We start from the raw sequence: 23,353 nt of genomic DNA on the forward strand, positions 1-23,353 counted from the left end.
GTGTTCGGTGCTCATTTTTGTGCCTCTCCGGGAATGTCGTTCGACGCCGGCTGGTCGGGTTGTTTGAGTTCATAGTTGCTCGGGACCACAATCATCGGCACCGGCAGGGCGCGCAGAATGCGGCTGGCCGTGCTGCCGAGGAAGATGGACCGGCCTTTGGCAAGCCGGCTCGATCCGATCAGCAGGACCTCGCCGTCTTCCCAGTCCAGCCGGTCCACCGCTTCCTCGATGCTCCGTCCGTGCGCGACGGCCACTTCCGTTTTCGGTTCCTGGCCGGCTTCGCGGCCGGCGCCAGGAAGGGCCGCGGCAAGGTGCTCCTCCGCGTAATCGCGGGCCGCATCGGCGGCACCGGCGGCACCGGCCGGATCGCCGCCGTCGAGCTCCAGCAGCGACACCACGCGCAGTGGCACGTCCCGGTTCACGGCGATGCCGATGGCGAAATCGAGCAGCTTCTCGGCACCCGCCCGGCTTCCGAGCCCACAGCTGATCCGGGTCAGGGCTTCCTGGCGGTGGTAGCCGCGCGGCGCCAGGGCCACCGGGACGGTCGCGGCATGGAGCAGGGCACTGGCCACCGATCCGATCGAGAACCGCTTGAAGATCCCGTTGCTGGTCGCGCCGATGACGAGCAGATCCGCTCCGAACTCCTCGGCCGCCTCGATCAGCGCGTGCGCGTCCGACTCACCGCTGCGGAGATGCGCCTGGACCGGGACGCCGGACGGAACCAGTGCCATGGCCTGGTCAAGCCACTCCTGGGCCTGCTCGGTGAGCAGGTGTTCATATCCGGCCCTGGGTGCGTGGGCGGCCCCGAACTGCTGCACCTCGGGAACCGCCAGCACAAGATCTAGGCTCGCTCCGCGCCCCAGCGCCAGGGAAACGGCCAGATTGACCGCATCATGGCCCCTGGCATTGGCTGAATACCCCACTACGTAGCGCATCTGGCCGTCCTCTCTGCTGAATTATGTGGGCTTGCTCTTGGCTACTGGGCCACGGACACCCGGTCCGCGGCGGCGACAATCCTGGCCGCCGTGCTCTGTCCCATCCGCACGGCGCCGTCGACGTGCTGGTATCCCTCGGCCGCGAGGTCGGAGGAAGACCAGTAGATGGGGCCAACGGGCTTCAGCTGGTCCTTGCCATAGCGGTGCAGGCCGCCGAGGTCATAGCTTGCGGCGTAGGCCCCGCGGGTCCATTCCTCGGAGCCCCAGTCGGACTCGTAGTAGACCTCGGGGTTCAGGGCCTTTTCGCCGAGGAACGAGGCTATGGACTCGAGGATGGCGCGGCGCCGGTCCGCGGCACTAAGTTCGAACATCGCGTCGGCCTTCTCGTCCGAGACGAAGCCCACCAGCGTGCCGCGGGGGTCCTCGTGGTTAGTGTTGTCGTAGACCTCCTGCACAACGGCGTCGGCGCCGAAAGCGGTTCCGGACAGGCCTTCTTCGCGCCAGAACGGCGAGCTGTACACGGCGTGGACTTTGATGACCAGGCCGAGTGACTGGTGCTGGTGCATCTGGTGCTGACGGCGGGGCAGCGGCGGGTTGAAGGAAACGCGGGAGTACAGGTTCGGCGGCACGGCCATGATGACGAAGCGGGCGTTCACGACGGCACGTTCGGAGACGGCAGTGACGCGGTGTCCCCCGCTCGGGTCCTCGGTCCAGTTGATGGTGCGGACGGGGCTATCGAGGACAACGTCCTCACCCAATTCCGCGGCCTGCAGCAGCGAAACCTGCTGCATCCCGCCGACAACCCGCTTGTCCAGGATGAAGTCCTCATCCGTGAGGTTGCTGAAGGACCCGGCGGAGGCGGCCATGAGGACGGCCTGCAGGGCGGAAAAGGCGTGGGCGGGTTTGGTCAGCATGCCTCCGGCGATGAACAGGCCGATGTTGTTGCAGGCCTCCTCATCCGTGGAGTTCTGCCGCAGCCAGTGATGGAAGGAGACCGTGTCCAGCTCGCGGGCCTTGGGGTGTGCCCATGGCTCCTCCGCGCCGATGTCCGCGGCGAGGGAATCGAGCAGAACCGTGAGCTTGTCCATTTCGGCGGCGGTGGTTTCGCTGACCGGGAAGCTCTCGCCGGTGTAAAGGGTGCGCTTTCCGTCCGCGCCGATGTACACGGACTCGCCCTCGCGATAGCGGGAATAGGTCTGCAGACCGAGATCCTCGATCAGGGCCAGGAGCGCCGTCTGGTCCGGGGAAACCCACTGGCCGCCGATTTCGAGCATGGCGCCGTCGATCGTGTCTGTCCACGTCCGTCCGCCCACGCGGTCCCGCGCCTCGAGGACGGCGACACTCAGTCCGGCCTTCTTCAGTTGGCGGGCGGCGGTCAGCCCGGACGGGCCGGCCCCTACGATGACGACGTCGCGGTCAAGATTCAGCATGATGATGTCCTTTCCATGTCCGCTAGAGTGATGCGGACCACTAAATGAATGACGTTCATTTAGAATGATAGACGTTGCGTACGCTTCAGGGAAGACCCTCCGCCTAACGAATTTCGCCCGTAAAGTAAGGGCAGAACGGGCTATTGCCCCGAGACCGCCAGCAGAGCTAGAAGAAAGGCCCGGAATGACGGCACCAACCGGCGTCCCCGCCGATCCGCAAAGCCCCGATGCGGGGCCCCGACGCCGCGCGGGCCGGCCCGCCGCGGCCGTACTGGGCCAGGACGGCATTACCACGGCAGCCCTGCAGCTGATCGGCAGGAGCGGATACGACGGCTTCACCATGGCCGCCCTGGCGAGAACCCTCAACGTGGCGCCCTCTGCGCTGTACAACCACGTCTCCTCCAAACGTGACGTGCTGGTCCTGGTCCAGGACCACTTGACCTCGTTCGTGGACGTCGCGGGCTTCGAAACCGGGCCCTGGGAGCAAGCCGTTCGGGACTGGGCCTGGAGTTACCGGGATGTTTTCTCCAAACACACTCCCCTGATCCCCGTCATCGCCGTGCTGCCCGTCACCGATGCACCCAAGACGCTGGCCATGTATGAGGCGGTCAGTGCGGGCTTCGGCCGCGCGGGATTTCCGCAGGAGCGCATCATCCCCGCCATCGTGGCACTCGAATCCTTCATCTTTGGCTCCGCCTACGACGTCACGGCGCCGGCCGATATCTTCGATTCCGGCAGCATGGCCGCCGCGACCCCGCATTTCACCTCCGCCGTGCGGCGCCTGGCCGAGAACGTCGACGAAAAGCCTGCAGACGTCGCCTTCAGCCTGGGACTTGAGGCGCTTCTAGCCGGACTCGGGGCCCTGCGGTCGGCCTAGCCTCTTTCGGTGGCGGGGAGCGGGCGGGTTTCGGCCGGGAACCCGGCCGCGACGGGGTCCTGTGATTCCCTGCGCATGAGCGACGCATCAATTCTGAAGCCGGCGGGGTCACCGGAACCGGTGGCCTCTGCATTGCGCGGCGGTGCCCGAAAGTGCTGCCAACTAATTTCGATTTAGCCCTTGCGCTTCGGCAGGTTACTGCCTAGATTGTTCCCAGCGAACACATTGTTCGCTGGGAACGATCAAAGTTCCGCTATTGGGATCGGTGTTCGCATGACTGATGGTGCGGGGCGCTCAACCGCCTTCCGGGAGTTGTCGCCTGAAGACGCGCTGGGGGCACGGATCCGTGAATTCCGCGTGGCGCGCAAGCTCAGCCTTCGCGCCCTGGCCACGGAGGCACAAACCTCGCCCGGTTTCCTGAGCCAGTTGGAACGCGGGCAGGTCAATGCCAGTGTCGGCACGCTCCGTAAGCTGGCGGAGGGACTGGGCATCACGCTGCCTGACCTGTTCCGTAGCGATGATGCCAACCGGCCGCAGGTGCTGCGTCGCGGGGACCGGCCGAACATCCATGCGAGCAACCTGACGTCGAAATACCTGTTATCCCAAAAGCCACTGCGCAACTTCGAGGTGTACACGGCCGAGTTCCTGCCCGGAGGGGACGCCGGGGAAGCCTACGCACATGGTGATGCGCAGGAAATGATCATCGTTCTTGCGGGGGCCGTGACCCTGGAGCTTGCCGGCGTCGAATACCCGCTCCACCTCGGCGACAGCGCCGAATACCGCACATCCGTCCTGCACACCGTCCGCAATTCCAGTGATGAGCCGGCCGAAGTGCTCTGGATCATCAGTCCGCCGACGTCTTCAAACACCTAGTTTCAACAGCCACTTGGCCGGCACGATCGCCGGATCTGCTGCACCGCGTTCAAAGGAGAACCCTGTGAGACCATGTCCTCATCCCCCCGTGTCCTCGAGCCGGTCCGGGGAGCCGCAGCTGCCGCGTCCGTGCCTGCCGGCAGGTGGTCGCGCGTGATTCCTGGAATACGATCCGAACGCGGGACCGTCGAGCTCACCGGTGTCGTGCGCAGATTCGGCGATGTTCCCGCCGTCGACGGGATCAACCTTACGGTCCGCCCCGGGGAGTTCTTGTCGCTGCTGGGCCCGTCCGGATGCGGCAAAACCACGACGTTGCGGATGATCGCCGGATTCGAATACCCCGATGAGGGCATTATCCGTATTTCCGGTCAGGCCGTGCAGGAGACTCCGGCACACCGGCGCGATGTGAACACGGTCTTCCAGGCATACGCGCTGTTTCCGCACATGACCGTGGCGGAGAATATCGCCTACGGCCTCCGGCAGAAGAGGGCTTCACGCACCGAAGTCCGCAAGCAGGTCGCCGAAGCGCTGGAGATGGTGCAGTTGGCACCGTTGGCGAACCGGAAACCCCAGCAGCTTTCGGGGGGACAGCAGCAGCGGGTCGCGCTGGCCCGGGCCATCATCAATCGTCCCAGTGTGCTGCTCCTGGACGAGCCGCTGGCGGCTCTGGACCGGCAGTTGCGCGAAAAGATGCAGATCGAACTCAAATTGCTGCAGCACGAGCTGCAAATGACGTTTATCTTCGTCACCCACGACCAGGGCGAGGCGATGTCGATGAGCGACCGCATCGCCGTCATGGCTGCCGGCCGAATCGAACAGCTCGCCGACCCGTTCACGATCTACGATGCGCCGGCTTCGGCCTTCGTTGCCGGCTTCATCGGGCGGCAGAACTTCTTCCACGGGCGCGTCCAGACTGACGGGACGACCCTCGCCTCGGACAGATTAAGCGTGCGCAGCACCCGGACGCAGCCCGGCCTGGCGCCTGGCGCCGAAGGCATGGCCGCGGTACGCCCGGAGTCAATGACCATCTCTGAACAGCCCCCGGTCGGGGACGACAACCATGTGCGCGGAGTGCTGATCAACCGCGCCCATCTGGGGTCGACCGTCCAGTACATCGTCGACATCGGCGGACGTCACGAGGTCATTGTCGAATGTCCACCTGCGGGTGCCCCCGCCATGACCGTCGGTTCCAGCGTGTACTGCTGCTGGTCTCCTTCCAAGACCTATCTGTTCGACTCCCCCGAATCAGTCTCTTCCGCATCCGACTCGGCCTCTCTGGCCGAGGCCGTCGCCGTTTGAAAGGCCCAGATCATGAACAGCAAAGACACGTCCATTCCGGCAATCCGGGTCCTCGCGCCGACCGCAACGGCCATGCGGCTCTCCCGGCGGGGGTTCCTTGGCGGCATGGGAATCGCCGCCACCGGCGCCCTTCTGAGCGCCTGCGCCGCCACCCCGGGCACGTCTGTGGCCCCGGCGGCGGCAGCCGCGCCTGTCCAGCTCGGTACAGAGCTCAACTTCTTCAACTGGGCCTCCTACGACGACCCGGCCACCGTGAAGAGCTACACGACGAAGACCGGCGTTAACATCCGGCTGGACGTCTACAATTCCAATGAAGAGGCCATCGCGAAGCTGGGTGCGGCCGCCGGAACCGGCGGATACGACATCTTTGTTCCGACCGGGGTCTACATCCCGCAGATCGCCCAGGCAGGGCTGTTGGAAAAGCTCGATCACTCCAAGCTCCCCAACCTGGCAAAGGTCGATCCTGCCTTCCTCAACCAGGCCTGGGACAAGGACAACACGTACTCGGTTTGCAAGGACTGGGGGTCCACGGGGTTCCTGTATGACACCAAGGTCATCAAGCGGGACCTGAAGACCTGGAGTGACTTCGTGGACGCCATGCAGAACGAGGCGAGCGGGAAGACCTCGATCATGGACTCACCCAACTACCTGGCGGGCCTCTACGCGTGGCGCACGGGGATGGACTGGACCAGCACGGACGCCGGCTTCCTCGATGACGTGGAGAAATTCATCCTGAACGACGTCGCCCCGCACATCAACGCCTATGAGTCCTACCCGGGTGCCGCGTTGGCCCAGGGCAAATCGGCCCTCATGATGTGCTGGAACGGCGACGCCCGTCAAGGCCTGATGGCTGTGCACGCATCCGACCCGGAACGCTACCGCTGGGTGCTCGGGGCACCGACGACGGAACTGTGGATGGACAACTGGACCATTCTCAAGGGAGCAAAACACCTCGATGCCGCTTACTCCTGGATCAACTATGTCCTCGACCCCGTCGTGTCCTATAAAGAACTGCAGTTCACCGGCTATAACACGGGCATCGCCGGGCTCCGGGAAAAGGCTAAGGCGGACAAGCTCCCGCTCTCGGAGATGATCTTCTTCACCGACCAGCAGGTCGCGACTTTCAAATCCGGTGCCCTGAATTCGGGAACCGACCGCCTCGTGCAGATTCTGACCAAGGCCAAAGCCGCCTCGGCGAAGTAGCCGCCCACCATGACAACACTGACCAGAACACCGCGCCGGACCAGGACCCTACATCGGACCAGGACCCTACGCCGGACCAGAATCAGCCTGCAGGGGATGATACCGGCGCTGCCGGCGGGGCTCCTGCTGACGGGGTTCTTCCTCGTCCCCATCGGCTTCATCATCTTTTACAGCTTCGGCTACAAACCGGGCCTCCTCAGTTCAATCGGAGTCGACCGGCTCTCCCTGGACCGCTACGGGGAGGCGCTCAACGACACTTTCCTGCTCACGTTCGGCAACACCTTGCAGATCGCGCTTCTCGGAACTGCCTTGTGCCTATTCATTGCCTACCCTTTCGCGTACTGGCTGTCCCACCACGTCGCAAGCCGGTACCGGTCTACGCTGCTGGCCGTAGTCCTGGTCCCCTTGTGGACGAACTTCCTGCTCCGGACCATCGGCTGGCAGATCATCCTCTCGGGCGACGGCTGGCTGTCCAAGGCGCTCATGTCCGCCGGCATCATCCACCAGCCGCTGAACATCCTCTTCACCCGCGACGCGGTGGAGATCGGCGTGGTCTACAACTACCTAATCTTCATGATCCTGCCCCTCTACGTCGTCCTGGAGCGGATGGACCCATCCCTTCGCCAAGCCTCGCGGGATCTCGGGGCCGGACGGCTTCGGACCTTCCTGCAGGTGACCTTCCCGCTTTCCATGCCGGGCGTGGTCGCCGGTTGCCTGCTCGTCTTCGTTCCGCTCTGCGGGGACTACATCACGGCGTCCATCCTGGGCGGAGCCAGCGCCAACATGGCAGGACAACTCGTCGCCGCCCAGTTCCTGATGGCCCAGAACTGGGCCCTCGGCTCAGCCACGGCCGTCGTGCTGATTATCGCGATTATCATGACCGTCCTGGCCGCCGGGGCCGGCCTCGCCATCGTCACTGCGGTGCTGCGCGCACACCGCAGCGTCACCCTGCCCGGGGCGGTGAACTGATGTCCCGCGGCCGGCCCACACCCACCGACGGCGTCTCGATCGGCCTGTGGACCTGGGGAATTATCGTCTTCATATTCCTCTTCGCCCCGATCATCACGATCGTCGTCTACTCCTTCAACGCGGGACGGACCCTCGTGGTCTGGGACGGCTTCAGCCTGGACCCGTATGTGCGTGCCATGGCCGATCCGACCATGGCCTCCAGCGTGCTCACCTCGATCAAGGCGGCCCTCGGTTCGGCTGCTTTCGCCGCCGTCATCGGCACCCTGGCTGGAATCGCAGCGGCACGGCGGCCCGGAAAGTGGGCCGCCGTGTTCCTGGTCGTCGTCACCCTCGTACTCATCACCCCGGAAATCGTCGATGCCATCGCTTTGCTCATCTGGTTCGTCCGGATGGGCGGCCCGTTCGGCCCCGATAATCAGTTCGTCGACTACGGCCTGATGCGCCTCTGGTTCGGGCATGCGATCTTCTCAACCGCCGTCGTCGTGCTCATCGTCAGGGCACGCGTCTCAGGGATGGACGAATCGCTCGAAGAGGCAGCGGCAGACCTCTACGCCCCACCGTGGCGGCGGTTCCGCCAGATCACCCTGCCTCTGGTCTTTCCCGCCGTAATGGTGGGGTTCCTGCTCTCCTTCAGCCTGAGCCTGGACAACACCATCATCTCCTCATTCGTGAGCGTCGCAGGGTCAACCCCCTGGCCGGTCTACGTGTTCAGCGCCGTCCGGGGAACCCTGCGTCCTGAGCTGGCGTCTATGTCCACGGTCATGCTGCTCCTGACCGTACTGTCGCTGGCGGCCGTCGGCTTCGTCCTTCGCCGCGGCGGAGGATCATCCTCAGAACTGACCCAAGCACTTGCAGGAGGCAAGCAGTGACCACCGGTGCATCACCCGCAAGCAAGTACCGTGACCGAAGCCTGTGGCTGGACCAGCTCGATGAGCCGCTCACGGTGCGTCCAAGCCTGGAAGGCGACACGACCGCCGACGTCGCGATCATCGGCGCCGGAATGACCGGGCTATGGACCGCCTATTACCTCTCCGTCCACCAGCCCGATCTGCGGATAGCCGTGCTCGAACGCGAGATTGCCGGATTCGGTGCCTCTGGCCGCAATGGCGGCTGGGTCGGGGCAGGCATCGCCGGATCGGCCAGCGTCTATGCCAAACGCCACGACCAGGACGCCGTTCGCCGCGCCATTTTGGAAACCTGCACCACCGTCGATGAGATCGGCCGCGTGATCGCCGAGGAAGGTATCGACTGCGGATTCGCCAAGGAAGGAAGCCTCGCCGTCGCCACGTCAGCACCGCAGGAGCGCCGGATGATGCAAGGGTTCAGCGCAGCCACGCGGGTCGGAACGCATTGTCCCGGCGACAGGGTAGTCGATCGCGCCGAATCGGAACGGCTCGTCCACGTTGAAGGCTGGAAGTCCGCCCTGTATACCCCGCACTGCGCCGGCATGGACCCCGCCAGGTTCATCCGGGGCCTGGCACGCGCCTGCGAATCGCGGGGCGTCGTAATCTACGAGGGCACCGAGGCCATAGAGGTGGCACCGGGCGTCGTCCGGTCCCCCCACGGATCGGTGAAGTCCGACGCCGTCATCCGCGCCACCGAGGCATACACGACGCAGCTGCCGGGCAAATCAAGGAGCTATCTTCCCCTGACATCCCTGATGATCGCCACGGAACCGCTGCCCGCGGACGTCTGGGAGGAACTCGGCTGGGCCAGAGGACTCACCGTCCGGGACTTTAAGCATCTGTTTTTCTACGCCCAGCGCACGCCCGATGACCGTATCGCCATCGGCGGCCGGGGCGCACCGTATACCCTCAGGCACCCGATCGACCAGCGGCGGGAACGCGACACCGAAGTGCGTGCCAGGCTGATCGCCACGCTGCACGCGGCATTCCCTGCGGCCCGCGAAGCAGCAATCACGCACCATTGGGGAGGCCCCCTGGGTGTTCCACGCGACTGGTCAATGGGTATCAATTATGACCAGCGCACTGGATTCGGCACGGCAGGAGGCTACTCCGGACACGGTGTCACCGCCGCGAACATCTCCGGACGGACCCTCGCAGACCTCGTGCTCCGACGCAACACGGACCTGACCCACCTGCCCTGGGTGGGGCACCGCTCCAGGAACTGGGAGCCCGAGCCACTTCGCTTTCTGGCCTCCAGCGCAATCGTCAAAGTCCTGTCGAGCGCAGACCACTACGAAGAACGCACACAACGGAACGCCAAACGCACCACCCTGCTGGCACCCGTGATGCCCCCGTCCTGACTCGACGGACCCAATCAAGGAGGTGCGTCCCGGCCGGCAACCAGCGCACAGCCGAATTGAAGCAATCAGAAGAGAGCAAACGATGACCCGTTCCGATGACCCCGGCAACGAACCCGGCGGCCCCAGACCTGCCAGCCTGCTCCATGTCTGCGCCATCGACCTCCCCCTCCCCGACCCGCATGCCAAGTCGACAAGCCCAACGGGACAGGCCGAATCAAGCCTCAGCATCTGGAATGCCCACCCGGCAACGTCGGCAGGGGTGTGGGAATGCGAACCCGGCGAGTTCACTTCTGCCCGGGAGGGCTACTCCGAAATTTGCCAGGTCCTCAGCGGGAGCGGCAGCGTCCACGGAGAAGACGGAACAAGCGCCGATCTGAAAGCGGGATCCTTACTCGTACTCCCGGCGGGCTGGCGCGGAACCTGGACCATCAGGGAAAAAATTCGAAAAACGTACGTCCTTTTCCCCGGGTAGGAATATCGTGGCCGGAGCCCACCGCCCAGGGCTTACTAGATCGAGACGGGATTTATCGTCTTCACCGAGCATCCTTTGGACCAGGAAAGACCGGGCAGGACGCACCTGACACGCCCGGGGCGGACACACATTTTGTCCTATAACCCCATAACCCGTGCCATCGCCGGGTTAGCGGCGATTAAACGAAAGAACCCCGGTCCGAAGACCGGGGTTCTTTCGATTTGCGTGCGCGAGGGGGGATTTGAACCCCCACGCCCTTTCGGACACTGGCACCTGAAGCCAGCGCGTCTGCCGTTCCGCCACTCGCGCGCAACTTCTTCCACTCGGAAAGGGTCGGTTTCCCGGACCGCGAACCTCGTAAAAGCAGCGAGATCAAGCATAACGGACAACTGCGGGAAAACACCAATCGAGCCGGAATGCCCCCGCCCAACGGGATTCCGGGGCCCGGCGTCGGCGGTCACCGCCCCCCGTGGCAGGTCCGGCAGAGGCGCCAGCACGGAGGATGTCTGCGCACGTCAGGGCGCCCCCGCGGCGCTTTTAGGCGGCTTACTGGCGGCGTCCGTTGAGGCCATTCCCAGACACGCCCAGTAGTATCTGATGTAGGAGTGTCCGCTGAGCGCGGGCTCGCAAAAGTTGGAAACCGAGTTCCGGAACGAACGCTGCCCCGCAGCCATCAGGAAAGGAGAGGGACCATGGGATTGCTGGACAAAGTCGAGCGCGGCATCGAAAAGGCCGTCCGCGGAGTCTTCTCCACCGGTTCTCGCGCCCAGGTTGAGCCTGTCGAAATCGCAAGCCGTCTCCGCACCGAAGTGGACAACAAAGCCATCACCATCGCCGCTGGGCGCACGCTCGCGCCCAACGTTTTTGATGTGCTCCTAAGCAGCGACGACTTCCAGCGCGCCCAGGAATGGGGCACACCGCTCGCGGAGGAGCTGTGCGACGTCGTCATCAACCACGTCCGCAGCCAGGGCTACACGCTTCAGGGTCCGGTCCGGATTAGTTTCCGCCGCGACGAAGACCGCCGCGCCGGGGAATTCGACATCACCTCGCGGACCGAGAAGGCCTCCGCCCCGTCCGTCCCGCCGCCGGGCGTGCACGGCAATGTGCCGGCTGCTCCGACGCGCCAGCCCGCTCAGCTTCAGCCCGTGCTGGACATCGACGGTCAGCGCTATTCACTGAACGCGCCCTCGATTGTGCTCGGACGGTCCTCGGAAGCGGACATCCTCATTGACGACACCGGTGTTTCGCGACGCCATCTGGAAATCCGGACGGGGCCGGGCACCGCCCAGGCCATCGACCTCGGCTCCACGAACGGCAGCTATGTCAACGGCCAAAAGATCGTGGGCAGCTCCGAACTTGCCGACGGCGCCACGATCACGATGGGACGGACCAAAATTATCTTCCGGCTACTGCCCGCCACCCCAGGCGGCCGCGCATGAGCGAACTGACCATTACGGCTCTTCGCTTCGGGTTTTTGATCCTCCTCTGGGTGCTGATCTTCAGTATTGTCTCTGCGATGCGCCGCGATCTGATGATCGGCCGCAAGGCAGCGGCCGGAGCCCCCACGGCCCGCCAGGTGCGCAAGAATCCGTCCCTCGCCGAGCCCGCTCCGGCCCCCGTCAAGCAGCAGGCCCGCCAGCTGGTGGTGACTGAAGGTCCGCTCAAGGGCACCACGGTCCCCCTCGCCGCGAGCCCCATCCTCCTTGGCCGCGCACAGGAAGCCACCCTCGTCCTCGAGGACGACTATGCCTCGGGCCGCCACGCGCGGCTGTTTCCGCAGGGCAGCCGGTGGTTCATTGAGGACCTCGGCTCCACCAATGGCACCTACCTGGCAGACCAGCAGCTGACCCGGGCCCTCCCGGTGGAGTTGGGCGTCCCCGTGAGAATCGGCAAGACGGTCATCGAATTGAGGCCGTAGCCGTGGCTGCCCCGGATCGCCCCGCCGACAGGGACGAAGGCAAAGCAGCGGCCCCGAAGCGGCCGCTCATCATGCGTTACGCCGCGCGTTCAGACGTCGGCCGCGTACGCGCCAAGAATGACGACTCCGCCTACGTGGGCCGGTACCTCGCCGTCGTTGCCGACGGCATGGGCGGTCACGCCGGCGGCGATGTCGCCTCCGCCGCGACCGTTTTGGACATGATCCACCTGGACCATGAGGACTACAACGGCGACGCCGGCACCGTACTGGCCGACGAAATCCAGACGGCTAACTCCCTGCTCTCCGAGCTGGTCCACATCAACCCCAAGCTCGCCGGAATGGGCACCACGGTCACGGCCCTGCTGCTCGCCGAGGGCAAGCTCCATTTCGCCCACATCGGCGACTCTCGGGCCTACCGCCTGCGCAAGGGCGAATTCGAACAGGTCAGCGTGGACCACACGTTCGTACAGCGGCTGATCGACGAAGGCCGTCTGCGCCCCGAAGAGGCGGAAACACACCCGCACAAGAACGTCCTCATGCGCGTACTGGGGGACGTGGATGCCAGCCCGGAACTGGACCTCGATACGCTGGATGTCCAAGCCGGCGAACGCTGGCTGCTGTGCTCGGACGGCCTGAACTACGTGGCGGGCCACGTCGTTGAGCGCACGGTCCGGGAAACCAAGGACCTGAACGAATGCGCCGACCGGCTCATTGAACTGACACTGGAGGCCGGAGCCCCGGACAACGTGACGGTCGTCGTGTTGGACATCGGCGAGCAGATGCCCGACGACGTCCGGACCGCCGCCGTCGACGTCGTCCAGGCGCCCGCAGCCCCGGCCGCCGGCACGTCTGCACCTGCCGGGCCGCTCACCGGCGGCCTCGCCGGTGCCGCCGCATCCTCCGGCGAACCGGCACTCGCGGCCGACGCCGGAATCACCGGTGCCGCCACGGGCCGCCCGGCGGCATCTCCAGCCCCCGGCCCGGCAGGCGACCGCACGGAAACCGACGAAGCCGCCGGTACCAAAGAGCCGGAGCCCACCACCGATCCGCATCTGGGTGAGCATCTCTCGGCCGAAGTCCTGCGCGAGGAACTTTCCACCCGCCCCCACGAACTTGTCGGAGCCGCCGCCTCCGCCGCGGAATCAGGGTCCATTCCCTCGATCGCCGGACGCACCGTGGCCCGCCGCGCGGCCACGGTCCTCACGCACAAGTCGGACCAGGACCGCGAGGACGCCGAAGAGCTCCGGCCCGTCAGGCGACCGCGCCGGTGGCTTACCGTCTCCATTGCCGCCGCGATCGTCGCACTGTTGGCCGCCGGTCTCTGGCTTGGCTACGCCTGGACCCAGACGCGCTACTACATCGGCGAACACGATCAGCATGTGGCCATCTTCAACGGCGTCTCCCAGCGCCTCGGGCCCATCCAGCTTTCCACCCTCGAAGCGGTGACCGATATCAAGATGTCCGATCTTCCCGAATTTTCGCAGCAGCGTGTGCGCCAGACTGTGCCCGCCCGCGATCTCTATGACGCGCAGCGCATCGTCAAGAACCTTGAGCGCACCGGCACCACCGCCCCGGCAGATGAGTGCCTTACCCCTTCGCCGACAGCAACGGCAGGCGCTACCGCCTCCGTCCACGCCACCCCGTCACCCACAGCGAAGGCCGGCGCCACCGCCTCTGCGCGCCCCACCCCGACTCCACACTCCACAGCCTCACAGGGCGCCACGGCAGCCCCCGGCGCGGCGAACCCGACGCCGTCTCCCACCCCGACTACAACCTGCGAGGGGGCCAAATGACACCCATCGACCCCGTAGCCAGGCCGCGGCGGAACGTAGAACTGGTCCTGCTGGTCCTCGCCCTCGCCGTCGGGATCGGCGCGCAGGCCCTGGTGGGTGTGGACCGGCAGAAGGCATTCGACAGTGACTTCTGGTTCCAGTCAGGACTCCTGGCGCTGGCCGCCCTCGCGTTCCATGTGGTGCTGCGGATCCGTGCTAAATATGCCGATCCGGTAATACTTCCGCTGGTAGTAGCCCTCAACGGACTCGGCCTGGCCATGATCCACCGGCTGGACCGGGTGGGTGAAGATACCGGCAACAACCAGCTGCGCTGGACCCTGGTGGCCATGGCGGTCGCGATCGCCGTGATTTGGTTCCTCAAGGACCACCGGATCCTGCGCCGCTTCACCTATATTTCCCTGGCCGTCAGTGCGGTGCTCCTCATCCTGCCGCTGGTTCCCGGCATCTCTGCCGGAGAAGTCCTGGGCGCCAGCGTCTGGATCAAGATCGGTTCCATGACCTTCCAGCCCGGTGAAATCGCCAAGATCACGCTGGCCATCTTCTTTGCCGGGTATCTGTCCTCCAACCGGGACCTGATCCTGCTGGCGGGCCGCAAGGTCGGGCCGGTGCAGTTCCCGCGGTTCAAGGACATGGGACCGATGATCACCGCCTGGCTGGTGAGCATCGGCGTGCTGGTGTTCCAGCGCGACCTCGGGACCTCGATCCTGTTCTTCGGCCTGTTCCTCGTCATGATCTACGTCGCCACGAGCCGCATCAGCTGGGTGATCATCGGCCTGGTCCTGATGGTGGTGGGCGGCTTCGTGGCAGCCCAGGTCTTCTCGCACGTGGCCCTGCGAATCGACGGCTGGGTCAACGCCTTCACCCCTGAGGTCTACGGCCGGGAGTTCGGCGGCAGCCTCCAGATTGTCGAGGGCCTGTTCGGCATGGCCAACGGCGGGCTGGTCGGCACCGGGCTCGGCCAGGGCCGGCCCAACCTTGTCCCCTTTGCCAACAGTGACATGATCATCGCCTCCTTCGGTGAGGAACTCGGCCTGATCGGCGTCTTCGCGATCGTCCTGATGTACCTGCTGCTGTTCACCCGCGGCTTCCGCGCCGCGCTGGGCACCCGCGACGCGTTCGGCAAGCTGCTCGCCACCGGGCTTTCCTTCGCGATTGCCCTGCAGTGCTTTGTGGTGATCGGCGGCGTCACGCGCCTGATCCCCCTGACCGGACTCACGACGCCGTTCCTCGCCGCCGGCGGGTCCTCGCTCCTGGCGAACTGGATCATTGTGGGCTTGCTGCTGATGATTTCCCATACCGCGCGCGGTCCGGTGGACACGACGCCGCTGCCGCCGGGCCAGGAACCCGGCGCGGGCAGGAAGTTCCCTGCCACGCCGTCCAAGCCGGCCCCGGACCCCCGAACCAATCCCGACGCACCCACCGAGGCGGTGAAACAGCTGTGAACCAGGCCATCCGCAATTCATGGATCGCGGCCATCGCGATGTTCGTGCTGATCTTCGGCGCGCTCAGCTACGTGCAGGTGGTTGGCGCCGACGAGCTCAAGGCCAACGCCTGGAACAGGCGTGCCATCTTGCAGAACTACTGCAACGACCGCGGCGCCATCATTGTTGGCGGGACTCCGGTGGCAGAGTCCGTTCCGGGCTCGGAGAGCTGCAAGTTCCAGCGGACCTACTCCCAGCCCGAGCTTTACGCGGGCATCACGGGATACTTCTCCAAGAACTACGGTCTCACCGGACTCGAAAAGTCGATGAACGACGTACTGGCCGGCAGCTCGGACCAGCAGTTCCTGGACCGGGTGGGCCAGCTGTTCCTCGGCAACCAGCCCAAGGGCGCGTCCGTGGAACTGACCCTGGATCCCAAGATCCAGAAGCTCGCCTACGATCTCATCCCGGACGGCCAGCGCGGGTCGATCGTGGTCACGAACCCGAAGACCGGCGCCGTCCTGGCCATGGTCTCCAAACCGTCCTACGATCCCAACCTGATTGCGACGCAGGACGCGGCGGCCGAACAGGCCAATTACAACAAGCTCAACGCGGTCCCGGGGATCAACCTGAACCAGAACGTCAGCGGGCCCACCGGGGCCTTGCTGGCACCGGGTTCGGTGTTCAAGCTCGTGGACACGGCTGCTGCCCTCGGTTCGGGAAAGTACAACAAGGACAGTGTCCTGCCCAACCCGGCGGAGATGTCGTTCCCCGGCATCGATTACAAGCTCCCCAACTACGCCGGCGGAAACTGCTACACCCGCACCACGGCGTCGTTCGCTTTTGCCTTGCAGCAGTCCTGCAACACGCCTTTCGCCAGCATCGCCCAGGACTTGGGGCAGAAGGCCATTGCGGAACAAGCCGGGAAGTTCGGCTTCGGACAGGACTTCGGCGATCAGTTGAAACTGGACAGTGCCCCGAGCTTTTTCCCGACCGAACCGCTGGACGCCGCCGGGCTGGCGCAGTCCTCGATCGGCCAGCGGGACGTCCGGGCCACCCCGCTCCAGATCAACACGATGACGGCCGCGATTGCCAACGACGGCGTGCAAATGCAGCCGAACCTGATCAAGGCCGTACGCGCCCCGGACCTGCGGGCCATCAGCGAGCCGAAACCACAGCCGCTGCGCACCGCCACCTCCCCGGAAGTCGCGCGGCAGATCAACGAGTGGATGGTCAGCGTTGTCGATGACGGCATCGCCAGCCGGGCCGCCGTGCCCGGTGTCCAGGTGGCCGGCAAGACCGGTACCGCGGAACTCGGCAACGGCCTGAACAACTCATGGTTTACCGGGTTCGCCCCGGCAAATGACCCGCAGGTGGCCGTCACCATCGTCATGGAAGGCGTAGACATCACCACAGGCGCAAACCTAACCAGTCCGAACGCGAAGAAGATTTTTGAGGCGGTGTTGAATAAGTGAGGCCTACTTCAGGAATCACCCTCGGCGGCAGATTCCAGCTGACCACGCGTATTGCGATCGGCGGCATGGGAGAAGTCTGGAAAGCCAAAGACCTGGTCCTTGGCCGCATTGTCGCCATCAAGGTGCTCAAGGAGGAATACACGGGTGATCCCGGATTCCTGCAGCGCTTCCGCGCCGAGGCACGCCACACCGCCCTCCTGAACCACGTGGGCATCGCCAACGTCTTCGATTACGGCGAGGAGGAGGGCTCGGCCTACCTGGTCATGGAACTGGTTCCGGGCCAGCCGCTGAGCAGCATCATCGAACACGAGCAGGTGCTCTCCCCGGACCGCACCCTCTCCATGATCGCGCAAACGGCACGTGCCCTGGCCGTCGCCCACGCGCAGGGCCTGGTGCACCGCGACATCAAGCCGGGAAACCTGCTCATCACCCCGGACGGCCGCGTCAAGGTCACAGACTTCGGCATCGCGCGACTGGCCGACCAGGTTCCGCTGACCCAGACCGGCCAAGTGATGGGCACGGCCCAGTACCTGGCGCCGGAACAGGCCACCGGGCAGACGGCCACGGGAGCCTCTGACATCTACTCCCTGGGCGTGATCGGCTACGAGTGCCTTACGGGCCACCGGCCGTTCTCCGGGGAATCCCAGATCGCCATCGCCCTGGCCCAGGTCAACGACGCACCACCGCCGCTACCTGACACACTGCCCAGGCCGGTCCGCGCCCTGCTGATGTCCATGCTGGCCAAGGACCCCAAGAACCGCCCGGCCGACGCCATCAAGCTGTCCGAGGCGGCAGAAGCCATCCGCAACGGAGACATCGCCGCGGCACAGGCGGCGGTTCCGGGCATGCTCCTTTTCGAGGCGACAACCGGCCCCATCACGGCCCCGGTGGATGTCCCCACGCAAGCCACCAGCGTCCTTGCCTCCAGCGCGGCTGAGGACAGGTCGGCGTCTGCAACCTCCGCACTGCCGGTCGTCGGCGCCGCCGGTGCCGGCGCCGCGGCAGGCCTGGCGGCCGGTGCGGCCGCTGCCAGCGGCTACGGGGCCCGCAACGCGCTCGACCGCGCCGATGCCCTAGCGGCCGAGCGGAGCTGGGTGCAGGACGACGAGGATGAGGAGGATTACGACGAGACGGCCGAGGAGCCGAAGCGCCGCGGTCGCAGCCCATGGACCTGGCCGCTGATTGCCCTGATCCTACTCGTACTGTTCGTCCTGGCCGGCGTGGTGCTGAGCCAGGCCGGCAACATCTTCCCCTCGAAGGCGCCCGTCACCGGCGGAGCCACGTCCAGCGCCGCGACGCCGAGCAGCGCCACGTCCTCGGCGTCGTCAGCGCCGCCATCCGAGACCCCCAGCCCGACGGCCAGCTCGGCGGCGCCTACCGCGTCCACTCCCGCGGCCATCAACCTGATCCCGGATGCCTATCTGGGGCGGCCTTACAACGAGGTCCGCAATGATCTGATCGGCAAGGGGCTGCAGGTCACCGGCGCCGAGGTTGTCAACGACGCGACGCCCGGCACCGTCACCAACATCAACCCCTCCGGTCCGGTCCAACCCGGGACCACCATCACGGTTACCTACTCCAAGGGACCGGAAATGGTAGCGGTGCCGAACATCGCGTCAGGCGCCAGCGAAACTGAGGTCCAACAGGCAATCCAGAACGCTGGCCTGCGCTGGGCCAAGGGAGCCGACGTCGCTCCCAGCAAAAAGAATGAGGACCCGGGAACGTTCGTGAGCTCCGACCCTCCTTCCGGGAGCAAGGTGGTCGCGGGCAGCGTGGTGACGTACCACCTCGCCCAGGCCACTGCCGCCGACACGACACCGTCTCCCACCAAGTCCGGACCCTAAGCAGCCATGAGCAATACACCCCGCACACCGTCGCACCGGGAGGATCGCCCCGTGAACACGCAGCGCGTCCTCAGCGGACGCTATGAGCTGGGTGAGCTGATCGGTCGCGGCGGCATGGCGGACGTCTTCCGCGGCGTCGATACGCGGCTGGGACGCACCGTCGCCGTCAAGCTGCTACGCCCGGATTTGGCCAGGGACCCGCAGTTTCAGGCGCGCTTCAAGCGTGAAGCGCAGGCTGTCGCTGGCCTGAACCACCCGTCGATTGTGGCTGTCTTCGACACCGGGGACCACGCGGTCCCCGGTGACCACGAAGACACCGTCCGGGTCCCCTACATCGTGATGGAATTCGTCTCCGGCAAGACGATCCGTGACCTGGTCAGGGCCAAAGACGTCACCATCGATCAGGCGATCGACTTCACGCTCGGCGTGCTGTCCGCCCTCGACTACAGTCACAAAGCCGGCATCGTGCACCGGGACATCAAGCCGGCTAACGTAATGTTTTGCCCGGGCTCCAACAGCGTCAAAGTCATGGACTTCGGGATCGCGCGTGCCATAGCGGACTCGGCGGCTACCATGACGCAAACACAGGCCGTGGTGGGCACCGCCCAGTACCTGTCCCCGGAGCAGGCCCGGGGGGAGGCCGTGGATGCACGGAGCGATCTCTACTCCGCAGGATGCCTCCTGTATGAGATGCTGACCGGCCGGCCGCCCTTCATCGGCGACAGCCCCGTCTCTGTGGCGTACCAGCACGTCAGGGAGATCCCCGAACCCGCCAGCAGCCTCAATCCCGAGGTCTCGGCGGCGCTGGACAGCGTTTTGATGAAGGCCCTGCAGAAAAACCGCGCGGACCGTTTCCAGGACGCGGCCGCCTTCCGCCGCGCCCTGCGGGCCGCCCGCAACGGCGTTCCTGTAACCGCTCCGGCCGCCAGTGAGGCACCCACCGACCCCACCAACGCCGTGCCCCGGCACGACTCCTCGGCGCCCACGGCGGCCTTCTCGCTGACCGGGACAAAGTTCCTGGACGATTCACACGGCGGCCGGCTCCGGCCCGCCGAGGAAACGCCCGCCGAGGAAACGTCCGACGACGACATTCAGCAGCCCGCGGGCACGGAACTCTACGGCATTGCGGACACCGGCAGCCTGCCCTTGGCGCTGCCGGCGGAACGCGAGCACACACAACGGCAGACGTCCCGGCGCCGCACCTGGATCGCCACGTTGGCGGTCCTGACGCTGCTGGTGCTGGCCGGCGGCGGGTTGTGGCTCTATAACCTCATGAACCAGGCCCCAGCGCCGGCAGTCAAGGTCCTGGTTCCCACCGTGAACTCGCTGACCGAGTCAGAGGCCCTGCAACGGCTCTACAACGCAGGCTTCAAACCCCAGCTCATGAGATTGCAGCACGAGACGATCCCCAAGGGAACCGCCATCGGCACGGTGCCGACGGCGGGAAGTTCCATGGACGCCAATTCGGACATCATCCTGAACATCTCTGCAGGCCCCAGCGCCATCACCCTCCCGACCGACCTGCCCGGCCGCACCGAGGCGGCAGCCCGGGACCTCCTCCACCAAAAGGGACTGACAGGTGCGCTCACCACCAAGATGTCCAACAACCCGACGGTTCCGGTCGGCATCGTGATCACCACCAACCCGGCCCCGGGCCAGACTGTGGGAGTGGCGGACAACATCGAAATCGTCGTCTCCACCGGGAAAGTGGCCGTGCCGCAGCTCATCGGGCTGCCGCTGGCGGAGGCGCAGGCGAAACTGACCGCTCTGGGCCTGAAGCTCAATCCCACCGAGGTGGAAAACTCCCAGGTTGCGCCGGGTAAGGTGACCGGCCAGACAGATGCCGCGGATTCGCTCGTGGATCAAGGCAAGACCATCGCCGTGATCGTGGCGAAGGCACCTGCGCCGCGTCCCTCGCCGACGCCGACGCCCACCCCGACGCCGACGTCCTCGAAGTCCGCGTCCAAAGAGGACGCGTCATTGGGCGGGCTGGTACCGTAACCCGGATTGGTGCTTGCCGGGTTAGTGCTTGATGAGCGGGCTGAGGTCTGCGGCCCGTTCAGCGGCTCCGGCCATGCCGAGCGACTCGAGCCAGTTCCCCAGCATTTGGTAGCCGCCCTCGGTCAGGACAGATTCCGGATGGAACTGGACGCCGCACAGCGGCGCGGCACGGTGCTGCAGCCCCATAACGACGCCGGTACCCGTTTCCGCTGTGATCTCCAGGACCTCCGGAATGCTCTCGCGGACGGCGGCCAGCGAGTGGTATCGGGTTGCCGTCAGCGGGGACGGGAGTCCGGCGAAGATACTTGTTCCGTGGTGCTCGACGAGGGACGTCTTGCCGTGCATCAGTTCTGGGGCGTGCGTCACTGTGCCCCCGTAGGCCTCGGCCAGCGCCTGGTGGCCAAGACAGACCCCCAGCATGGGCTTGCCATGGCTGCCGCACCACTTGATCAGCTCGATGCAGACCCCGGCTTCGGCCGGATTCCCCGGACCGGGAGAAATCAGGACGCCGTCTCGCGCCTCTGCCATTTCGATCGCCTCGGCGAGGGTGACGTCGTCGTTGCGGACCACCGTGGTCTCAGCGCCGAGTTCCTGGAGATAACCCACCAGGGTGTAAACAAAGCTGTCGTAGTTGTCTACGACCAAGATCTTGGTTGTGCTCATGGGTGCCTTGCTGAACCAATCGTTGAATCTGTGAACTGGGTGAATTGCGCCAGACAGGGGAAAAGGACCTGAACCATCAATACCAGTGCTCCGGCCGACAGCACCAGCGGCGCCGCAATCCTGAGCCACACTGGATCACTGCTTCAGCCGCACCGGCAGCAGTGCATTTGTCCGCAACAGAAGGTGCGTCGGGCGGCTGTCGGGCTGCTCCGGAACACGTAGCCATAGTAGCCTCCGTGCGTCAGACCGTAGATTCGATTCCTCGCCAGGAGCGCGCCGTCGGGCAATCGCGGCGTCATCGGTGTGGCCTGGAGTACAGCTAGAATTGTGCGAGCAAAAGAATTCAAACTTGACCAAGAGCGTGTTGGCCCCGGCGGCTTGCTTCCGTGCAGGACATCAAGCCAGCTTGCCGCTCTTGTTCCAGCCCGCCAAGGAGGATCAGTGCCCGAGTCCAAGCCGCGTAAAAGGACTGCCCGTGTGGCCCCGCAGACTTCTACTGCGGAGACCTACAAGCCCAATCCGGTCTGGTTCAAGCCCGTCATGTTCGGCCTGATGATCATTGGCCTGCTGTGGATCATCACTTTCTACATCACCGAAGGCGCTTTCCCCGTGCAGGCCTGGGCCTCATGGAACATCGTCGCCGGATTCGGAATCGCGATCGTCGGCTTCTTGATGACCACGCGCTGGCGTTCCTGAAGCGCGACCCGCAGCTAAAGTCCTGACGGGCCGGCACACAAAGTGTGCCGGCCCGTCGTCGTTAAACCCGGGTACAGCCGTCGGGCGGCTCCGGCGCCGCCTGGCACGCTCCTTGTAACCGACATTGCCCAAAACGGCATAACCCAGCAAAGGATTACAGATGACCCCGGCAGTAAGCGGCTCGACAATTGGCGACGACGGACTGGGCCGCCCTGCGTGGGCGGCCGTGGACCCCATGCTGCGCGAGTACTACGACACCGAGTGGGGGATGCCCGTCCGGGACGAGCAGGGTCTCTACGAGCGCATCAGCCTCGAAGGTTTCCAGGCCGGGCTGTCCTGGGCAACGATTCTGCGCAAGCGGCCCGCGTTCCGGTCCGCGTTCATGGACTTCAACCCGGACGTAGTGGCATCCTTCACCGACTCCGACGTGGAACGGCTCATGCTGGATGCCGGCATCGTCCGCAACCGGCTCAAGATCCAGGCAACCATCACCAATGCCCGCGCCACCGTGGCGTTGAGGGACGAGGGCGGCCTGGTTGACTTCGTGTGGGCCTTTCAGCCGGCGACCACCCCCCGGCCCACCTCCATCGATCAAGTCCCCACCACCTCGGCCGAGTCCATCGCACTGTCCAAGGCGCTGCGCAAGAAGGGATTCGCTTTCGTCGGGCCCACCACCATGTTCGCGCTCATGGAGGCCATCGGGATGGTCGACACGCATCTGTTGGACAGCCACCGGCGCGGCACGTCCGGCGTCTGGCCGCACTGACCCGTCACGCCGGCGAGGGGTCCGGACACCGGCCTCGCGCGCACTCCCGACGCCCCTTGATGCGCGTCCCGCGGCGCCCGGATGTGTTATCCACAGCTGTGCACAAGTCTGGGGAAACTTATCCACATTGTTTATAAGTTTGCTCATATGCGCCCGTCCCGAGGCGCGCTACCGGCTGCCGCCGGGCGCACAGCGGACCGGCACTTGCCCGACAGGATGTGAATTACAGCGCTGTAAGTTATTAACAGTGTGGATTGCCTGTGGAAAAGAGTCTTCGACCGCGCGACGGACGCTGCGTCGCCGTATGGGCACTGGCACCCGTGCCCCTTACGCGCCCGCAGGAATGTTTGTCACACCCGCCGAGGGCCCAGGAAAAGTTATCCACTTAGTAACAGGGTTCTACCCACAAGTTATCCACAGCTGGGGATAACCGCCGCGCAGGAAAGGCCGTA

At 65.3% G+C, this 23,353-nt stretch carries 20 protein-coding genes and 1 tRNA gene; 17 read left to right on the plus strand and 4 right to left on the minus strand.

Features of this window, described 5'->3' with window-relative positions; translation table 11 throughout:
* Positions 1-11: 11 nt before the first annotated feature.
* Positions 12-935, minus strand: coding sequence for a universal stress protein (locus C8D78_RS09435; protein ID WP_120952829.1), 924 nt, complete (start codon positions 933-935; stop codon positions 12-14).
* A 41-nt stretch (positions 936-976) separates the two neighbouring features.
* Positions 977-2,365, minus strand: coding sequence for a flavin monoamine oxidase family protein (locus tag C8D78_RS09440; RefSeq protein WP_120952832.1), 1,389 nt, complete (start codon positions 2,363-2,365; stop codon positions 977-979).
* A 184-nt stretch (positions 2,366-2,549) separates the two neighbouring features.
* On the opposite strand from C8D78_RS09440, the gene C8D78_RS09445 reads away from it, so the two are divergent.
* The 8 genes from C8D78_RS09445 (at position 2,550) to C8D78_RS09480 (ending at position 10,324) form a co-directional block, all read left to right on the plus strand.
* Positions 2,550-3,242, plus strand: coding sequence for a TetR/AcrR family transcriptional regulator (locus C8D78_RS09445; RefSeq protein ID WP_120952834.1), 693 nt, complete (start codon positions 2,550-2,552; stop codon positions 3,240-3,242).
* A gap of 273 nt (positions 3,243-3,515) precedes the next feature.
* Positions 3,516-4,115: a helix-turn-helix domain-containing protein gene (locus C8D78_RS09450; protein WP_120952836.1), complete on the plus strand. Its 600-nt coding sequence runs from the start codon at positions 3,516-3,518 to the stop codon at positions 4,113-4,115.
* A 153-nt stretch (positions 4,116-4,268) separates the two neighbouring features.
* Positions 4,269-5,414, plus strand: a complete 1,146-nt coding sequence (locus tag C8D78_RS09455; RefSeq protein ID WP_244208325.1) for an ABC transporter ATP-binding protein — start codon at positions 4,269-4,271, stop codon at positions 5,412-5,414.
* A gap of 12 nt (positions 5,415-5,426) precedes the next feature.
* Positions 5,427-6,617: a polyamine ABC transporter substrate-binding protein gene (locus C8D78_RS09460; RefSeq protein WP_120952842.1), complete on the plus strand. Its 1,191-nt coding sequence runs from the start codon at positions 5,427-5,429 to the stop codon at positions 6,615-6,617.
* Positions 6,618-6,713: 96 nt separating this feature from the next.
* The gene (locus C8D78_RS09465; protein WP_120952845.1) at positions 6,714-7,586 is read left to right on the plus strand and encodes an ABC transporter permease; all 873 of its coding nucleotides are present in this window, start codon (positions 6,714-6,716) and stop codon (positions 7,584-7,586) included.
* Entirely contained in the window at positions 7,586-8,455 is an 870-nt protein-coding gene (locus C8D78_RS09470) for an ABC transporter permease (RefSeq protein ID WP_120952848.1), read from the plus strand. The genes C8D78_RS09465 and C8D78_RS09470 overlap by 1 nt, the downstream gene beginning before the upstream one ends.
* Positions 8,452-9,852: an NAD(P)/FAD-dependent oxidoreductase gene (locus tag C8D78_RS09475; protein ID WP_120952851.1), complete on the plus strand. Its 1,401-nt coding sequence runs from the start codon at positions 8,452-8,454 to the stop codon at positions 9,850-9,852. Before C8D78_RS09470 ends, C8D78_RS09475 begins: the two co-directional genes overlap by 4 nt.
* Before the next feature lie 82 nt (positions 9,853-9,934).
* Positions 9,935-10,324 carry a cupin domain-containing protein gene (locus tag C8D78_RS09480; RefSeq protein WP_120952854.1) on the plus strand — a complete coding sequence of 130 codons (390 nt, stop codon included), beginning with the start codon at positions 9,935-9,937 and terminating at the stop codon, positions 10,322-10,324.
* A gap of 226 nt (positions 10,325-10,550) precedes the next feature.
* Here the strand turns inward: C8D78_RS09480 and C8D78_RS09485 are convergent.
* A tRNA-Leu gene (locus C8D78_RS09485) sits at positions 10,551-10,633 on the minus strand.
* Positions 10,634-11,016: 383 nt separating this feature from the next.
* Here C8D78_RS09485 and C8D78_RS09490 point away from each other — a divergent pair.
* Genes C8D78_RS09490 through pknB form a run of 7 tightly spaced genes read left to right on the plus strand, consistent with a single transcriptional unit; the run spans position 11,017 to position 20,776 of the window.
* On the plus strand, positions 11,017-11,763 hold the full coding sequence (locus tag C8D78_RS09490; RefSeq protein ID WP_120952857.1) for an FhaA domain-containing protein: 747 nt from the start codon (positions 11,017-11,019) through the stop codon (positions 11,761-11,763).
* Positions 11,760-12,242, plus strand: a complete 483-nt coding sequence (locus tag C8D78_RS09495) for an FHA domain-containing protein FhaB/FipA (RefSeq protein ID WP_120952860.1) — start codon at positions 11,760-11,762, stop codon at positions 12,240-12,242. Before C8D78_RS09490 ends, C8D78_RS09495 begins: the two co-directional genes overlap by 4 nt.
* Before the next feature lie 2 nt (positions 12,243-12,244).
* A complete protein-coding gene (locus C8D78_RS09500) occupies positions 12,245-14,035 on the plus strand; it encodes a PP2C family protein-serine/threonine phosphatase (RefSeq protein ID WP_120952863.1) in 1,791 nt (596 codons plus the stop codon).
* On the plus strand, positions 14,032-15,477 hold the full coding sequence (locus tag C8D78_RS09505) for an FtsW/RodA/SpoVE family cell cycle protein (RefSeq protein WP_120952866.1): 1,446 nt from the start codon (positions 14,032-14,034) through the stop codon (positions 15,475-15,477). Before C8D78_RS09500 ends, C8D78_RS09505 begins: the two co-directional genes overlap by 4 nt.
* Complete coding sequence (locus tag C8D78_RS09510) at positions 15,474-16,931, plus strand: peptidoglycan D,D-transpeptidase FtsI family protein (protein WP_120952869.1); 1,458 nt, start codon at positions 15,474-15,476, stop codon at positions 16,929-16,931. The genes C8D78_RS09505 and C8D78_RS09510 overlap by 4 nt, the downstream gene beginning before the upstream one ends.
* Positions 16,928-18,775, plus strand: a complete 1,848-nt coding sequence (locus C8D78_RS09515; protein WP_120952872.1) for a protein kinase domain-containing protein — start codon at positions 16,928-16,930, stop codon at positions 18,773-18,775. The genes C8D78_RS09510 and C8D78_RS09515 overlap by 4 nt, the downstream gene beginning before the upstream one ends.
* A 6-nt stretch (positions 18,776-18,781) precedes the next feature.
* Positions 18,782-20,776, plus strand: a complete 1,995-nt coding sequence (gene pknB, locus C8D78_RS09520) for a Stk1 family PASTA domain-containing Ser/Thr kinase (protein WP_120952875.1) — start codon at positions 18,782-18,784, stop codon at positions 20,774-20,776.
* Between the two features lie 21 nt (positions 20,777-20,797).
* Here the strand turns inward: pknB and C8D78_RS09525 are convergent, their stop codons facing one another.
* Positions 20,798-21,439: an anthranilate synthase component II gene (locus tag C8D78_RS09525; RefSeq protein WP_120952878.1), complete on the minus strand. Its 642-nt coding sequence runs from the start codon at positions 21,437-21,439 to the stop codon at positions 20,798-20,800.
* A 441-nt stretch (positions 21,440-21,880) separates the two neighbouring features.
* Here C8D78_RS09525 and C8D78_RS09530 point away from each other — a divergent pair, with 441 nt between their 5' ends.
* On the plus strand, positions 21,881-22,135 hold the full coding sequence (locus tag C8D78_RS09530) for a cell division protein CrgA (RefSeq protein WP_120952881.1): 255 nt from the start codon (positions 21,881-21,883) through the stop codon (positions 22,133-22,135).
* Positions 22,136-22,295: 160 nt separating this feature from the next.
* Positions 22,296-22,901, plus strand: a complete 606-nt coding sequence (locus tag C8D78_RS09535; protein WP_120952884.1) for a DNA-3-methyladenine glycosylase I — start codon at positions 22,296-22,298, stop codon at positions 22,899-22,901.
* Positions 22,902-23,353 lie beyond the last annotated feature (452 nt).

The organism is Arthrobacter oryzae (genome assembly GCF_003634095.1).
Taxonomy (GTDB): domain Bacteria; phylum Actinomycetota; class Actinomycetes; order Actinomycetales; family Micrococcaceae; genus Arthrobacter; species Arthrobacter oryzae.

Coding starts and splice junctions, on each gene's coding strand:
- C8D78_RS09435 (WP_120952829.1), bottom strand. CDS start 935: ATGCGCTACGTAGTGGGGTATTCAGCCAATGCCAGGGGCCATGATGCG.
- C8D78_RS09440 (WP_120952832.1), bottom strand. CDS start 2,365: ATGCTGAATCTTGACCGCGACGTCGTCATCGTAGGGGCCGGCCCGTCC.
- C8D78_RS09445 (WP_120952834.1), top strand. CDS start 2,550: ATGACGGCACCAACCGGCGTCCCCGCCGATCCGCAAAGCCCCGATGCG.
- C8D78_RS09450 (WP_120952836.1), top strand. CDS start 3,516: ATGACTGATGGTGCGGGGCGCTCAACCGCCTTCCGGGAGTTGTCGCCT.
- C8D78_RS09460 (WP_120952842.1), top strand. CDS start 5,427: ATGAACAGCAAAGACACGTCCATTCCGGCAATCCGGGTCCTCGCGCCG.
- C8D78_RS09465 (WP_120952845.1), top strand. CDS start 6,714: ATGATACCGGCGCTGCCGGCGGGGCTCCTGCTGACGGGGTTCTTCCTC.
- C8D78_RS09470 (WP_120952848.1), top strand. CDS start 7,586: ATGTCCCGCGGCCGGCCCACACCCACCGACGGCGTCTCGATCGGCCTG.
- C8D78_RS09480 (WP_120952854.1), top strand. CDS start 9,935: ATGACCCGTTCCGATGACCCCGGCAACGAACCCGGCGGCCCCAGACCT.
- C8D78_RS09490 (WP_120952857.1), top strand. CDS start 11,017: ATGGGATTGCTGGACAAAGTCGAGCGCGGCATCGAAAAGGCCGTCCGC.
- C8D78_RS09495 (WP_120952860.1), top strand. CDS start 11,760: ATGAGCGAACTGACCATTACGGCTCTTCGCTTCGGGTTTTTGATCCTC.
- C8D78_RS09505 (WP_120952866.1), top strand. CDS start 14,032: ATGACACCCATCGACCCCGTAGCCAGGCCGCGGCGGAACGTAGAACTG.
- pknB (WP_120952875.1), top strand. CDS start 18,782: ATGAGCAATACACCCCGCACACCGTCGCACCGGGAGGATCGCCCCGTG.
- C8D78_RS09525 (WP_120952878.1), bottom strand. CDS start 21,439: ATGAGCACAACCAAGATCTTGGTCGTAGACAACTACGACAGCTTTGTT.
- C8D78_RS09535 (WP_120952884.1), top strand. CDS start 22,296: ATGACCCCGGCAGTAAGCGGCTCGACAATTGGCGACGACGGACTGGGC.